Below are 13,523 nucleotides of genomic sequence, written 5' to 3'. Positions count from 1 at the left end.
ATGGGAATTCATACACGTTTTTTTAATTGCTTTTTGTAATAGGTGTGAAGGGAAAAGCAGATGTGAAAGAAAGGGGAAAGAAAAGTGGAAGAAATCAGAAAGCGGCGTCTTGTCATTAAAGCTTTTCATGCAGAAACTGTTCGGGAAGGGCAAGAAAATCGGATCACAAGGGCGAGGGAGATAGAAGTAGCACCAGAATCTTTTGCAGAAAAAGCGGATCATGAGATGATTGAACAGATTCGTATTCGGCTTGTGCATCCAGATCAGTATCAGGAGGAGACAAATAGCATTATGGATGTAATTCCGATTTCAGCAAAAGTACTAGGAGAAATCGGTGAGGGAGTGACACACACCGTGACAGGAGCTTATGTATTGTTAACCGGGGTGGATGTAGATGGAATCCAGACAGCGGAATTTGGATCATCGGAAGGGGTGATCGAGGAGCAGATCGCATGGGGGAAAGCTGGAACACCTAAGCGGGGAGATGAACTGATTTTGTTTGAGGTGACGTTCTGTGCCGGCAAGGGGCAGGATCGTGAGGCGGTCACAAGGGCGCATGCGCTCTGCGATGAGTTTGTCCAGCAGTACCGGGAGTGTTTAAAAAAGCTGCGCGGGGAACAGTGTACAGAGCGGAGAGAGTTCTATGATATTGAGAGACCGGGAAGAAAGAAGGTTGTGATTGTAAAACAGGTGGCTGGTCAGGGGGCAATGTATGACATGCAGCTCTTTGCAAAAGAACCATCAGGAATGGCAGGAGGCAGATCTATCATTGATATGGGAAATATGCCTCTGGTCGTAACACCGAATGAATACCGGGATGGAATCTTGCGATCCATGCAGTAAGGAAAGAAGGAGGAAAAAGCGATGGGAATCGGACCGTCTACAAAAGAAACAAGCCTGCATCATTTTCGGGATCCGCTTCTGGATGTAATATCTTCGGATGAAGAACTTGATCTGTTAGGCATTATTATAGTAGGAACTCCTGATAATCAGGAAGAAAAAATGCTCGTAGGAACGAGAGCTGCCGTGTTGGCGGAGAGTATGCGGGCAGATGGGGCAATCATTTCTGCGGATGGATGGGGGAATAGTGATGTGGATTATGTCAATACGGTGGAGCAATTGACAAAGAGAGGAATTGCTGTCTCTGGATTGAAGTTTGTTGGGACTTCCGGCGGTTTTGTTGTGGAGAGCCCGAATCTGAATGCAATCGTAGATATTAATAAGAGTAAGAGTGGTACAGAGACGTGTGTGCTTGGAGAAAATAGTGTGACAGAGCTGGATGCGAGAAAGGCTGTGGCGATGTTAAAGCTAAAGATGAGAAGGGGATAAAGAAAAAGACGAAAAAAGACATGCCTGCAAGATGACTGACTAAGCTGCGGCATGTCTTTCTTCTATATTTATTGAGAGGTTTGTTGCTTTGCAATCCGTTATATTAAAAGAGGGGGAATGGATATTGGATTGAATTTCGCACAAACTGTCTATTGGGGGAAACAGTTTTTTCAAATCCTTGCAAAAGCAACAGTTAGTGGTATAAAGTTATAAAAGATAGGCTGAAAAAAAGACAGTATCCTCCTGAAGATCACCGCCTTTGGTCTGCATCACTAATATAACTTCGGTGATAGTATAAAGCCGGAGTCGAAAATTGTCAATAGGAAAGAAGAAAAAAATTGTACATTAAAAAATACAATAAAAAATCGAAAAAAATGTAAAAAATAGTTGCAAAACTAAAAAGTATCTTGTATACTAAGAGAGCTGTGACATGATAGCGATGAAGCGTGAGGTTGCTGCTTAACATAGCAGGTGTTCCGTGGAGCGAATGTCAAGTTAGGAAACTGGCGACAAGTCACTGTACGAATCAATAACAGCCGATGAAAAACGGTAACAACGTGTGAGAGTTTTATGACACACACGGGAGAGTGTACAGTCACCGCTTGTCGTACTTAAGTTGAATAGTACGAAAAGGAGGCGACTTTTTTTATGGCAAGTCAAGTAATGAGAATCACATTAAAAGCATATGATCATCAGTTAGTAGATGCATCAGCAAAGAAAATTATCGAAACTGTAAAGAAAAATGGAGCACAGGTGAGTGGACCGGTACCACTTCCAACTAAGAAGGAAGTTGTAACAATCTTAAGAGCGGTACACAAATACAAAGATTCCAGAGAGCAGTTCGAACAGAGAACTCATAAGAGACTGATTGATATCACAACACCAACACAGAAAACAGTTGATGCATTATCAAGATTAGAGATGCCGGCTGGTGTTTATATTGATATCAAAATGAAAAACAAATAAGACAGTAACAATCCTATATTTAGGATGAACACATATATTCAGTGTTCCGCTGTAAATCACAGGAGGTAATTATAATGAAGAAAGCTATTTTAGCTACAAAAGTCGGAATGACTCAAATCTTCAACGAAGATGGAGTTTTAACTCCAGTAACTGTACTTCAGGCTGGTCCATGTGTAGTAACACAGATCAAGACAGTTGAGAACGACGGTTACAGCGCTGTTCAGGTTGGTTTCGTTGACAAGAAAGACAAAATCGTTAACGTAGACAAGAACGGTAAGAAAACAATCGTGCACAGACACGGTACAACAAAAGCAGAAAAAGGACATTTTGACAAAGCTGGTGTTTCAAGCAAGAGATTTGTAAGAGAATTCAAATTTGAAAACGCTGACGAGTTCGAATTAGCACAGGAAATCAAAGCTGATATCTTTGCTGCTGGAGACAAAGTAGATGCTACTGCAATCTCTAAAGGTAAAGGATTCCAGGGTGCGATCAAGAGACATAACCAACACAGAGGACCTATGACTCACGGTTCTAAATTCCATCGTCATGCAGGTTCCAATGGTGCTGCATCTGATCCGAGCAAGGTATTCAAAGGAAAGAAGATGCCAGGACACATGGGAAGCAAGAGAATTACAATTCAAAATCTTGAAATCGTAAGAGTAGATGCTGAAAACAACTTAATCTTAGTAAAGGGATCTGTACCGGGACCTAAGAAATCTTTAGTGACAATTAAAGAAAGCGTAAAAGCAATCTAGTCTTTAATAGGAAAGGAGGAACACACAGATGGCAAACGTATCTGTTTATAATATCGAAGGTAAAGAAGTTGGAACAATCGACTTAAGCGATGCAGTATTCGGTGTTGAAGTAAACGAACACTTATTACACATGGCAGTTGTAAGCCAACTTGCAAATAAACGTCAGGGAACACAGAAAGCAAAAACTCGCTCAGAAGTTCGCGGCGGTGGTAGAAAACCATGGAGACAAAAAGGAACAGGTCATGCAAGACAAGGTTCTACAAGAGCTCCACAATGGACAGGCGGCGGAGTTGTATTTGCTCCAACACCAAGAGATTACTCTTTCAAATTAAATAAGAAAGAGAAGAGAGCTGCTCTGAAATCAGCTCTGACAAGTAGAGTAGAAGAAAAGAAATTCATCGTTCTTGATGAGATCAACTTTGGAGAGATCAAGACAAAGAATTTCCAGAATGTACTGAACAACTTAAATGTAGCAAAAGCGTTAGTTGTTTTAGAAGATGGAAATAAGAATGCAGAATTATCTGCAAGAAACATTCCTTCTGTTAAGACAGCTCGTACAAATACAATCAATGTATACGACATTCTGAAATACAACACAGTAATCGCTACGAAAGCAGCTGTTGAGACTATCGAGGAGGTGTACGCATAATGGCAAGCATTCAGTATTATGATGTAATCCTTAAACCAGTGATCACTGAGAAGAGTATGGCTGCTATGGCTGAAAAGAAATACACATTTTTAGTTCATCCACAGGCAACAAAGTCTCAGGTAAAAGAAGCAGTTGAAAAAATGTTCGCAGGAACAAAAGTAAAAAGCGTAAATACTATGAATCTTGATGGAAAAACAAAAAGACGTGGTATGACATACGGAAAAACTGCAAAGACAAAGAAAGCAATCGTTCAGCTTACAGAAGAAAGCGCTGATATCGAGATTTTCGAAGGCTTATAAGATAAAGTAACTATACGGTGCAAATCCGTGAAACGAAAAATTAGGAATTGAAAGGAGAGACAGTAATGGGAATTAAAACATACCGCCCATATACACCTTCCAGAAGACATATGACTGGCTCTGATTTCTCAGAGATCACAAAGACAACTCCGGAGAAATCTTTAGTTGTATCTTTAAGCAAAACAGCTGGTCGTAACAATCAGGGTAAAATCACAGTTAGACACCGCGGAGGCGGAGCAAAAAGAAAATATAGAGTAATTGATTTCAAGAGAAGAAAAGACGGAATTCCGGCTACTGTAATCGGTATCGAATACGATCCGAACAGAACAGCTAACATCGCTTTAATCTGCTACGCAGATGGAGAGAAAGCTTACATCTTAGCTCCTCAGGGATTAACAGATGGAATGAAAGTTATGAACGGACCAGAAGCAGAAGTAAGAGTAGGAAACTGCTTACCACTTTCTGAAATTCCGGTTGGTACACAGATTCACAACATCGAGTTATATCCAGGAAGAGGTGGACAGTTAGTTCGTTCAGCTGGTAACAGCGCTCAGTTAATGGCGAAAGAAGGAAAATACGCTACACTTAGACTTCCGTCTGGAGAGATGAGAATGGTTCCAATCATTTGTAGAGCATCTATTGGTGTAGTAGGAAACGGAGATCACAACCTTGTGAACATCGGTAAAGCCGGACGTAAACGTCACATGGGTATCAGACCAACAGTTCGTGGTTCTGTTATGAACCCTAACGACCATCCACACGGTGGTGGTGAAGGTAAGACTGGTATTGGTCGTCCAGGTCCATGTACACCTTGGGGTAAACCAGCACTTGGTCTTAAGACAAGAAAGAAAAACAAACATTCTAACAAGTTAATCGTTAGAAGAAGAGATGGTAAAGGTATCAAATAAATAGTTTACAAGGAGGTTAGAACCTATGGCTCGCTCACTTAAAAAAGGACCATTCGCGGACGAAAGCTTACTTAAAAAAGTAAAAGCTATGAATGAAGCAGGCGACAAATCAGTGATCAAAACATGGTCACGTCGCTCTACAATCTTCCCACAGATGGTTGGACATACAATCGCCGTTCATGACGGAAGAAAACATGTACCTGTATATGTAACAGAAGATATGGTTGGACACAAACTCGGAGAGTTCGTTGCAACAAGAACATACAGAGGACATGGAAAAGACGAAAAGAAATCAAGAGTTCGTTAATAGAGATGAATAAAACAACACCCTTTGGGTACATAGTACCCTTGGGGAGGGCTTAATTATGAAAGGAGGATTCATCCATGGCTAAAGGACATAGATCCCAAATCAAAAGAGAGAGAAATGCAAACAAAGACACTAGACCGTCAGCTAAGTTATCTTACGCTAGAGTTTCAGTTCAGAAAGCATGTTTCGTATTAGATGCCATCAGAGGTAAGGATGTACAGACAGCACTTGGTATTTTAACTTACAATCCAAGATACGCTTCTAGTTTAATAAAGAAATTATTAGAATCAGCAATCGCAAATGCTGAGAACAACAACGGTATGAATGTTGAGAACCTTTACATTGAAGAATGTTATGCAAACAAGGGACCAACAATGAAGAGAATTAGACCGAGAGCACAGGGAAGAGCTTACAGAATCGAGAAGAGAATGAGCCACATTACACTTGTGCTGAATGAAAGATAAGGAGGGCAATCATGGGACAGAAAGTTAATCCTCATGGCTTAAGAGTCGGTGTTATCAAAGATTGGGACTCTAAATGGTATGCAGAAGACAAATTTGCAGATTATTTAGTAGAAGACCATAAAATCAGAACATTTCTGAAAAAGAAATTATATAGCGCAGGAGTTTCTAAGATTGAGATCGAAAGAGCATCTGACCGCGTGAAAATCATCATCTATACAGCAAAACCAGGTGTAGTAATCGGTAAAGGTGGAGCTGAGATCGAGAAAGTAAAAGCTGAATTAGCTAAATTTACAGATAAGAAATTAGTTGTAGATATCAAAGAAATCAAAAGACCAGACAAAGATGCTCAGTTAGTAGCTGAGAACATTGCATTACAGTTAGAGAACCGTATTTCTTTCAGACGTGCAATGAAATCTTGTATGTCAAGAACAATGAAAGCAGGAGCACTTGGTGTAAAAACTTCTGTATCAGGACGTTTAGGTGGAGCAGATATGGCTCGTACAGAATTTTACAGCGAAGGAACAATCCCGCTTCAGACATTAAGAGCAGACATCGACTATGGATTCGCTGAAGCTGACACAACTTATGGAAAAGTTGGTGTTAAAGTATGGATCTACAAAGGCGAAGTTCTTCCAACAAAAGAGACTAAGGAAGGGAGCGATAAATAATTATGTTAATGCCTAAAAGAGTAAAACGTCGTAAACAATTCCGTGGTTCTATGAAAGGAAAAGCTTTACGTGGAAATAAAATCACAAACGGTGAATATGGTATTGTTGCAATGGAACCATGCTGGATCCGTTCAAATCAGATCGAAGCAGCCCGTATCGCTATGACACGTTACATCAAACGTGGTGGTAAAGTTTGGATCAAAATATTCCCGGACAAACCTGTAACTACAAAACCAGCTGAAACACGTATGGGTTCTGGTAAAGGAACTCTGGAATACTGGGTAGCAGTTGTAAAACCAGGACGTGTAATGTTTGAACTTTCAGGAGTACCTGAAGAAGTAGCTCGTGAAGCATTACGTCTTGCAATGCACAAATTACCTTGTAAATGTAAGATTGTTTCTCGCGAAGAATTAGAAGGCGGTGATAACAGTGAAAATTAATAAATTTGTAGAAGATTTAAAGGCAAAATCAGCTGCAGAATTGAATGAAGAATTAGTAGCTGCTAAAAAGGAACTTTTCAACTTAAGATTCCAGAACGCAACAAATCAATTAGACAACACAAGCAGAATTAAAGAAGTAAGAAAAAATATTGCCAGAATCCAGACTGTAATTACAGAAATGGCAAAAGCTGAGTAATATTCATAGAATATAGCTTCAGGAACTTCGGAAAGGAGTAGAAACTGTGGAAAGAAATTTAAGAAAAACTCGTACAGGTAAAGTTGTAAGTGACAAGATGGATAAAACTATCGTAGTTGCAGTAGAGGATCACGTAAAACACCCTCTGTACAACAAAATCGTAAAGAGAACATATAAATTAAAAGCTCATGATGAAAACAACGAATGCGGAATGGGCGATATCGTAAAAGTTATGGAAACAAGACCTTTATCAAAAGATAAGAGATGGAGACTTGTAGAAATTATGGAAAAAGCAAAATAATTTGCTTTAGAATTATGAAGGAGGTTTACCGGCATGATACAACAAGAAAGTAGACTTAAAGTAGCAGACAACACAGGTGCTAAAGAATTACTCTGCATCCGCGTGTTAGGTGGTTCTACTAGAAGATATGCCAGCATTGGTGATGTGATTGTTGCCAGCGTTAAAGATGCAACACCAGGTGGTGTTGTTAAAAAAGGCGATGTAGTGAAAGCCGTAGTTGTACGTACAGTAAAAGGTGCTCGTCGTAAAGACGGTTCTTATATCAGATTTGATGAAAATGCTGCTGTAATTATTAAAGATGACAAAAACCCAAGAGGAACTCGTATTTTTGGACCAGTAGCGAGAGAGCTTCGTGAGAAACAGTTTATGAAAATTGTTTCATTAGCTCCAGAAGTATTATAAGGAGGTACCGGAATGTCAACTATGAAAATCAAAAAAGGTGATACTGTAAAAGTGATCGCTGGAAAAGATAAAGATAAAGAAGGCAAAGTAATTGCTGTCAACAAAAAAGACGGAACAGTATTAGTTGAAGGTATCAATATGCTGACAAAGCACACAAAACCAAGTGCTGCTAATCAGAATGGCGGTATCGTTCACCAAGAAGGTCCTATTGATATTTCTAACGTAATGTATGTCCACAACGGAAAACCTACAAGAATCGGGTTCAAGATGGACGGAGACAAAAAAGTGCGTGTAGCAAAATCAACAGGCGAAGTGATCGTTGATAAGAAGAACTAATTCGGGAAAGGAGGACCAGAACTTTGAGTAGACTGAAAGAACAATACCAAAACGAAATCGTAGATGCTATGATTAAGAAATTTGGATACAAAAATATTATGGAAGTGCCAAAACTTGATAAGATCGTTATCAACATGGGTGTTGGCGAAGCAAAAGACAATGCGAAAGTGTTAGAATCAGCAGTAGCTGATCTTGAGAAAATCTCAGGACAGAAAGCAGTTCTCACAAAAGCAAAAAAATCTGTAGCGAACTTCAAATTAAGAGAAGGAATGGCTATCGGATGTAAAGTTACTTTAAGAGGAGAAAAAATGTATGAGTTTGCAGATCGTCTGATCAACTTAGCATTACCTCGTGTACGTGACTTCAGAGGAGTAAATCCGAACGCATTTGATGGAAGAGGTAACTATGCTCTTGGTATCAAAGAACAATTAATCTTCCCGGAAATCGAATACGATAAAGTAGATAAAGTAAGAGGTATGGACGTTATCTTTGTTACAACAGCTAAGACTGACGAAGAAGCTCGCGAATTATTGAAATTATTCAATATGCCATTTACAAAATAGTAGGGAGGAAATATTTCATGGCAAAAACATCTATGAAAATTAAACAACAACGTAAACAAAAATTCTCTACTAGAGAGTACAATCGTTGTAGAATCTGTGGTCGTCCACATGCATATTTAAGAAAATACGGAATCTGCAGAGTATGTTTCCGTGAATTAGCATACAAAGGACAGATCCCGGGAGTAAAGAAAGCTTCCTGGTAAGCCACAAAATAGAAAGAGCAAACAGGATATCCGTAGTAGAAGCGGTCGGATTTTCCGGCTGCATCTGAAGGATGTAACAAGTAAATGAAGAATGAAAAAATAGGAGGCAACTTCAAATGACTATGAGTGATCCAATCGCAGATATGCTTACAAGAATCCGTAATGCAAACACTGCAAAACATGATACAGTAGATGTTCCGGCATCTAAAATGAAACTTGCTATCGCAGAAATCCTTTTCAACGAAGGATACATTGCAAAATATGACGTAATCGAAGATGGTAACTTCAAGACAATCCGCATCACATTAAAATATGGTGCAGATAAGAATGAAAAAGTTATCACAGGTCTTAAGAGAATCTCTAAGCCAGGTCTTCGTGTATATGCAAACAAAGAAGATCTTCCTAGAGTATTAGGCGGACTTGGAACAGCTATCATTTCTACAAATCATGGTGTAGTTACTGATAAAGAAGCTAGAAAACTGAATGTTGGTGGAGAGGTACTCTGCTTCGTTTGGTAATCGGCAAATGCAACTGAAAACAGAGAAGCATAGATTGCTTCTCCGAAAATTTAAGTGTAGGAGGTAAAGGTATGTCACGTATCGGAAGACTGCCAGTAGCAATTCCAGCAGGTGTAACTGTGGAAATCGCTGAGAACAACAAAGTGACTGTAACAGGTCCTAAAGGAACTCTTGTAAGAGAGCTTCCAACAGAGATGGAAATCAAAAAAGAAGGCGAAGAAATCGTAGTAACAAGACCAAGCGACTTAAAGAGAATGAAAGCGTTACACGGTCTTACAAGAACACTCATCAACAACATGGTAGTTGGTGTTACTCAGGGATACGAAAAAGTTCTTGAAGTAAATGGTGTTGGTTACAAAGCCGCAAAATCAGGAAACAAATTAACATTAAGTTTAGGATACTCTCACCCAGTAGAAATGATCGATCCAGAAGGTGTTGAAACAGTACTTGACGGACAGAACAAAATTACTGTAAAAGGTATCGATAAAGAAAAAGTAGGCCAATACGCAGCTGAAATCAGAGATAAGAGAAGACCGGAACCTTACAAAGGTAAAGGTATTAAATATGCTGATGAAGTTATCAGACGTAAAGTTGGTAAGACTGGTAAAAAATAATTAAGGAGAGTGTGAAAATGGTTAGTAAAAAATCAAGAAGCGAAGTTCGCGTAAACAAACATAGAAGACTGCGTAACCGTTTCAGCGGTACAGCTGAAAGACCACGTTTAGCTGTGTTCAGAAGTAATAATCATATGTATGCTCAAATTATTGACGATACAGTTGGAAAGACTCTGGTATCTGCATCTACTCTTCAGAAAGAAGTAAAAGCAGAATTAGAAAAAACTAACAACGTTGATGCAGCAGCATATTTAGGAACAGTGATTGCAAAGAGAGCAATCGAAAAAGGTATTAACACTGTTGTCTTTGACAGAGGCGGATTTATATACCAGGGAAAAATCAAAGCATTAGCTGATGCAGCTAGAGAAGCTGGATTAGAATTCTAGGAGGAGGAACACAATGAAACAAAATCGCATTGATGCTAGTCAATTAGAACTAACAGAAAAAGTGGTATCAATCAAACGAGTAACAAAAGTTGTTAAAGGTGGTCGTAACTTCAGATTCACAGCTTTAGTAGTTGTTGGTGATGGAAATGGCCATGTTGGTGCTGGTTTAGGAAAAGCTGCTGAAATTCCGGAAGCAATCCGCAAAGGAAAAGAAGATGCAGCAAAAAAACTTATTTCTGTTTCATTAGATGAGAATGGAAGTATTACACACGATTTAATTGGTAAATTCGGAAGTGCTTCTGTATTACTTAAAAAAGCTCCAGACGGTACTGGAGTTATCGCCGGAGGTCCGGCACGTGCGGTTATCGAGCTTGCAGGTATCAAAAATATCCGTACAAAATCTTTAGGATCTAACAACAAACAGAACGTAGTACTTGCTACGATCGAGGGATTAAGTCAGATTAAAACTCCAGAAGAAGTAGCTAAACTTCGCGGAAAATCTGTTGAAGAGATTTTAGGCTAAGGAGGAGATTGAACATGGCAAATTTAAAAGTTACATTAGTAAAATCTACAATCGGTGCTGTTCCAAAACACAAAAAGACAGTGGAAGCTTTAGGTTTAAAGAAACTGAACAAAACAGTTGAATTACCGGACAACGCTGCAACAAGAGGAATGGTTCAGCAAGTTAGACATTTAGTGAAAGTAGAAGAAGCATAATTATAGACAAGGAGGTGTCACGATGAACTTATCAAGCTTAAGACCTGCTGATGGGTCAAAACATAGTGATAATTTCAGAAGAGGCCGCGGACATGGGTCAGGAAATGGCAAAACTGCTGGTAAAGGACATAAAGGTCAGAAAGCACGTTCAGGCGCTACAAGACCAGGTTTTGAAGGTGGACAGATGCCATTATACAGAAGAATACCAAAGAGAGGTTTCACATGCAGAAACTCTAAAGAAATCGTTGGTATTAATCTGAGCGCATTAGAAGTATTTGAAAATGATTCAGTTGTTTCAGTTGAGACATTAATCGAAGCAGGAATTGTTAAGAATCCTAGAGATGGTGTTAAGATTCTTGGAAACGGTGAACTTACAAAGAAACTTACTGTTCAGGCAAACGCTTTCAGCGCAAGCGCTGCAGCAAAAATTGAGGCTCTCGGTGGAAAAGCAGAGGTGATCTAATGCTAAAAACATTTCGGAAAGCATTTCAAGTGGCAGATATTAGAAAAAAGATTTTCTATACATTTATGATGCTTGTTGTGATTCGAATAGGTTCACAATTGCCGACACCGGGTGTTGATCCAACTTATATTCAGAATTTTTTTGAAAGTCAGACAGGGGAAGCGTTTAACTTTTTTAACGCTTTCACTGGCGGTTCTTTCACACAGATGTCAGTATTCGCGCTGAGCATCACTCCATACATTACATCTTCTATCATTATGCAGCTTCTCACAATTGCAATTCCAAAATTAGAGGAAATGCAGAAAGATGGAGAAGATGGAAGAAAGAAGATCGCAGCGATTACTCGTTATGTGACAGTAGCTCTTGCACTGATTGAATCTACAGCAATGGCTGTTGGATTTGGACGTCAGGGACTTCTTGTTGATTTTAATTTTGTAAATGCTGCAGTAGTAGTAGTGACACTCACAGCCGGTTCTGCGTTCCTTATGTGGATCGGTGAGCGGATTAATGAGAAGGGTGTGGGAAATGGTATTTCCATCGTACTTCTGATCAATATCATTTCAAGAGTACCGGATGACTTTGTGACACTGTATAATCAGTTCATGAAAGGCAAGAGCCTTGCTTCCGCAGGACTCGCAGCTGTTATTATACTTGCAATTATACTTGTAGTAGTTGTCTTTGTTATTATTCTTCAAGATGGACAGAGAAAGATCGCTGTTCAGTATTCCCAGAGAATCCAGGGAAGAAGAAGTGTAGGAGGACAGTCTTCATTTATCCCATTGAAAGTAAATACAGCAGGTGTTGTTCCTGTTATTTTTGCATCTTCTCTGATGCAATTCCCGGTCGTGATCGCTTCTTTCTTAGGAAAGGGAAACGGAAAGGGAATCGGAAGTGAGATTCTGAAAGGATTAAGTTCTAATAACTGGTGTAATCCAGAGCAATTAAAATATTCCTGGGGACTGATCTTATATATTGTCCTGACTGTTTTCTTTGCATATTTCTATACATCTATTACATTTAATCCGTTAGAGATTGCAAACAATATGAAAAAGAGCGGTGGGTTCATTCCGGGTATCCGTCCGGGAAAACCGACAGCAGACTATCTGACAAAGATCCTGAATTATATCATCTTTATCGGAGCAGTAGGACTGATCATTGTACAGGTAATTCCTTTCGTATTCAATGGCTGGCTCGGAGCAAATGTTTCCTTCGGCGGAACATCTCTGATCATTATCGTAGGTGTTGTACTGGAGACGATCAAACAGATTGAATCCCAGCTGCTTGTACGAAATTATAAAGGTTTTTTAAATAAGTAATCAATTAGTGTTCTGAATTTTTTCAGAACACTAAAATACTATACGGACATATCGTCGCGTTTGGAGGAAAATGCCATGAAAATTATTATGCTAGGTGCGCCGGGGGCAGGCAAAGGAACACAGGCAAAAAAAATTGCTGCAAAATATCAGATCCCACATATTTCCACAGGAGATATTTTCAGAGCGAATATTAAAAACGGGACAGAACTGGGAAAACAGGCAAAGACATATATGGATCAGGGACTTCTTGTTCCGGATGAGCTTGTAGTAAATCTGGTTGTGGATCGAGTGAATCAGGAAGACTGCAAAAATGGATATGTACTTGATGGATTCCCGAGAACAATTCCGCAGGCAGAAGCGCTTGACCGTGCATTGGAAGCACTTGGACAGAAAGTGGACTATGCGATCAATGTAGAAGTACCAGATGAAAACATTGTAAATCGAATGTCAGGAAGAAGAGCATGTGTAGGCTGCGGTGCCACTTATCATGTAGAATATGCACCGACAAAGGTGGAGAATGTATGTGATGTCTGTGGTGCAGATTTGATCTTAAGAGAGGACGATCAGCCAGAGACAGTTTTAAAACGTCTTGGTGTTTACCATGAGCAGACACAGCCTTTGATCCATTACTACACAGAGAAGCATGTATTAAAAGAGGTCGACGGAACAGTGGATATGGAAGCTGTATTTGCGGCGATCGTTGAGATTTTAGGAGCGTAAGCA

The 13,523-nt window shown here is 39.6% G+C and carries 25 protein-coding genes; all 25 read left to right on the top strand.

The window, feature by feature from the left end:
- Positions 1-84: 84 nt before the first annotated feature.
- The 25 genes from prdD (at position 85) to ACESPO_RS06195 (ending at position 13,520) form a co-directional block, all read left to right on the top strand.
- Positions 85-843: a proline reductase cluster protein PrdD gene (gene prdD, locus ACESPO_RS06315; RefSeq protein WP_009263323.1), complete on the top strand. Its 759-nt coding sequence runs from the start codon at positions 85-87 to the stop codon at positions 841-843.
- A 21-nt stretch (positions 844-864) separates the two neighbouring features.
- Entirely contained in the window at positions 865-1,329 is a 465-nt protein-coding gene (locus ACESPO_RS06310; protein WP_016439560.1) for a glycine/sarcosine/betaine reductase component B subunit, read from the top strand.
- Positions 1,330-1,977: 648 nt separating this feature from the next.
- On the top strand, positions 1,978-2,295 hold the full coding sequence (rpsJ, locus tag ACESPO_RS06305) for a 30S ribosomal protein S10 (protein WP_004843615.1): 318 nt from the start codon (positions 1,978-1,980) through the stop codon (positions 2,293-2,295).
- Positions 2,296-2,369: 74 nt separating this feature from the next.
- Positions 2,370-3,050: a 50S ribosomal protein L3 gene (gene rplC, locus ACESPO_RS06300; protein ID WP_008977002.1), complete on the top strand. Its 681-nt coding sequence runs from the start codon at positions 2,370-2,372 to the stop codon at positions 3,048-3,050.
- A gap of 28 nt (positions 3,051-3,078) precedes the next feature.
- On the top strand, positions 3,079-3,699 hold the full coding sequence (gene rplD, locus ACESPO_RS06295) for a 50S ribosomal protein L4 (protein ID WP_008977001.1): 621 nt from the start codon (positions 3,079-3,081) through the stop codon (positions 3,697-3,699).
- A complete protein-coding gene (gene rplW, locus ACESPO_RS06290) occupies positions 3,699-3,998 on the top strand; it encodes a 50S ribosomal protein L23 (RefSeq protein WP_008977000.1) in 300 nt (99 codons plus the stop codon). Before rplD ends, rplW begins: the two co-directional genes overlap by 1 nt.
- 65 nt (positions 3,999-4,063) lie before the next feature.
- The gene (gene rplB / locus ACESPO_RS06285; RefSeq protein WP_009263322.1) at positions 4,064-4,906 is read left to right on the top strand and encodes a 50S ribosomal protein L2; all 843 of its coding nucleotides are present in this window, start codon (positions 4,064-4,066) and stop codon (positions 4,904-4,906) included.
- Between the two features lie 25 nt (positions 4,907-4,931).
- A complete protein-coding gene (rpsS, locus tag ACESPO_RS06280; protein ID WP_004611886.1) occupies positions 4,932-5,213 on the top strand; it encodes a 30S ribosomal protein S19 in 282 nt (93 codons plus the stop codon).
- Positions 5,214-5,290: 77 nt separating this feature from the next.
- Positions 5,291-5,677, top strand: coding sequence for a 50S ribosomal protein L22 (rplV, locus tag ACESPO_RS06275; protein WP_008976998.1), 387 nt, complete (start codon positions 5,291-5,293; stop codon positions 5,675-5,677).
- An 11-nt stretch (positions 5,678-5,688) separates the two neighbouring features.
- Positions 5,689-6,345, top strand: a complete 657-nt coding sequence (rpsC, locus tag ACESPO_RS06270) for a 30S ribosomal protein S3 (RefSeq protein ID WP_008976997.1) — start codon at positions 5,689-5,691, stop codon at positions 6,343-6,345.
- Positions 6,346-6,347: 2 nt separating this feature from the next.
- Positions 6,348-6,785 carry a 50S ribosomal protein L16 gene (rplP, locus tag ACESPO_RS06265; protein ID WP_008976996.1) on the top strand — a complete coding sequence of 146 codons (438 nt, stop codon included), beginning with the start codon at positions 6,348-6,350 and terminating at the stop codon, positions 6,783-6,785.
- Entirely contained in the window at positions 6,775-6,981 is a 207-nt protein-coding gene (rpmC, locus tag ACESPO_RS06260; protein ID WP_008976995.1) for a 50S ribosomal protein L29, read from the top strand. Before rplP ends, rpmC begins: the two co-directional genes overlap by 11 nt.
- Before the next feature lie 46 nt (positions 6,982-7,027).
- The gene (gene rpsQ, locus ACESPO_RS06255; protein ID WP_008976994.1) at positions 7,028-7,282 is read left to right on the top strand and encodes a 30S ribosomal protein S17; all 255 of its coding nucleotides are present in this window, start codon (positions 7,028-7,030) and stop codon (positions 7,280-7,282) included.
- 33 nt (positions 7,283-7,315) lie between these two features.
- Positions 7,316-7,684, top strand: coding sequence for a 50S ribosomal protein L14 (gene rplN, locus ACESPO_RS06250; RefSeq protein ID WP_008976993.1), 369 nt, complete (start codon positions 7,316-7,318; stop codon positions 7,682-7,684).
- A 12-nt stretch (positions 7,685-7,696) separates the two neighbouring features.
- Positions 7,697-8,020, top strand: coding sequence for a 50S ribosomal protein L24 (gene rplX / locus ACESPO_RS06245; protein WP_008976992.1), 324 nt, complete (start codon positions 7,697-7,699; stop codon positions 8,018-8,020).
- 23 nt (positions 8,021-8,043) lie between these two features.
- Positions 8,044-8,583, top strand: coding sequence for a 50S ribosomal protein L5 (gene rplE / locus ACESPO_RS06240; RefSeq protein WP_008976991.1), 540 nt, complete (start codon positions 8,044-8,046; stop codon positions 8,581-8,583).
- 17 nt (positions 8,584-8,600) lie between these two features.
- Complete coding sequence (locus ACESPO_RS06235; RefSeq protein ID WP_004611895.1) at positions 8,601-8,786, top strand: type Z 30S ribosomal protein S14; 186 nt, start codon at positions 8,601-8,603, stop codon at positions 8,784-8,786.
- Between the two features lie 116 nt (positions 8,787-8,902).
- A complete protein-coding gene (rpsH, locus tag ACESPO_RS06230; RefSeq protein WP_008976990.1) occupies positions 8,903-9,304 on the top strand; it encodes a 30S ribosomal protein S8 in 402 nt (133 codons plus the stop codon).
- Between the two features lie 71 nt (positions 9,305-9,375).
- The gene (gene rplF, locus ACESPO_RS06225; protein WP_008976989.1) at positions 9,376-9,918 is read left to right on the top strand and encodes a 50S ribosomal protein L6; all 543 of its coding nucleotides are present in this window, start codon (positions 9,376-9,378) and stop codon (positions 9,916-9,918) included.
- Positions 9,919-9,935: 17 nt separating this feature from the next.
- Complete coding sequence (gene rplR, locus ACESPO_RS06220; protein ID WP_008976988.1) at positions 9,936-10,304, top strand: 50S ribosomal protein L18; 369 nt, start codon at positions 9,936-9,938, stop codon at positions 10,302-10,304.
- Positions 10,305-10,317: 13 nt separating this feature from the next.
- Positions 10,318-10,827: a 30S ribosomal protein S5 gene (gene rpsE, locus ACESPO_RS06215; RefSeq protein WP_008976987.1), complete on the top strand. Its 510-nt coding sequence runs from the start codon at positions 10,318-10,320 to the stop codon at positions 10,825-10,827.
- Positions 10,828-10,841: 14 nt separating this feature from the next.
- Entirely contained in the window at positions 10,842-11,021 is a 180-nt protein-coding gene (gene rpmD / locus ACESPO_RS06210; protein WP_008976986.1) for a 50S ribosomal protein L30, read from the top strand.
- A gap of 22 nt (positions 11,022-11,043) precedes the next feature.
- A complete protein-coding gene (gene rplO / locus ACESPO_RS06205) occupies positions 11,044-11,484 on the top strand; it encodes a 50S ribosomal protein L15 (protein ID WP_008976985.1) in 441 nt (146 codons plus the stop codon).
- Positions 11,484-12,800 carry a preprotein translocase subunit SecY gene (secY, locus tag ACESPO_RS06200; RefSeq protein ID WP_008976984.1) on the top strand — a complete coding sequence of 439 codons (1,317 nt, stop codon included), beginning with the start codon at positions 11,484-11,486 and terminating at the stop codon, positions 12,798-12,800. Before rplO ends, secY begins: the two co-directional genes overlap by 1 nt.
- A 75-nt stretch (positions 12,801-12,875) precedes the next feature.
- Entirely contained in the window at positions 12,876-13,520 is a 645-nt protein-coding gene (locus ACESPO_RS06195; RefSeq protein ID WP_016441401.1) for an adenylate kinase, read from the top strand.
- Positions 13,521-13,523: the final 3 nt, after the last annotated feature.

The sequence above is a fragment of the Coprococcus sp. HPP0074 genome (assembly GCF_964238105.1).
In the GTDB taxonomy this organism is placed as follows: domain Bacteria; phylum Bacillota; class Clostridia; order Lachnospirales; family Lachnospiraceae; genus Faecalimonas; species Faecalimonas umbilicata.
The sequence above is the reverse complement of the archived record's forward strand: the minus strand, read 5'-3'. Positions and strand labels throughout refer to the sequence as shown.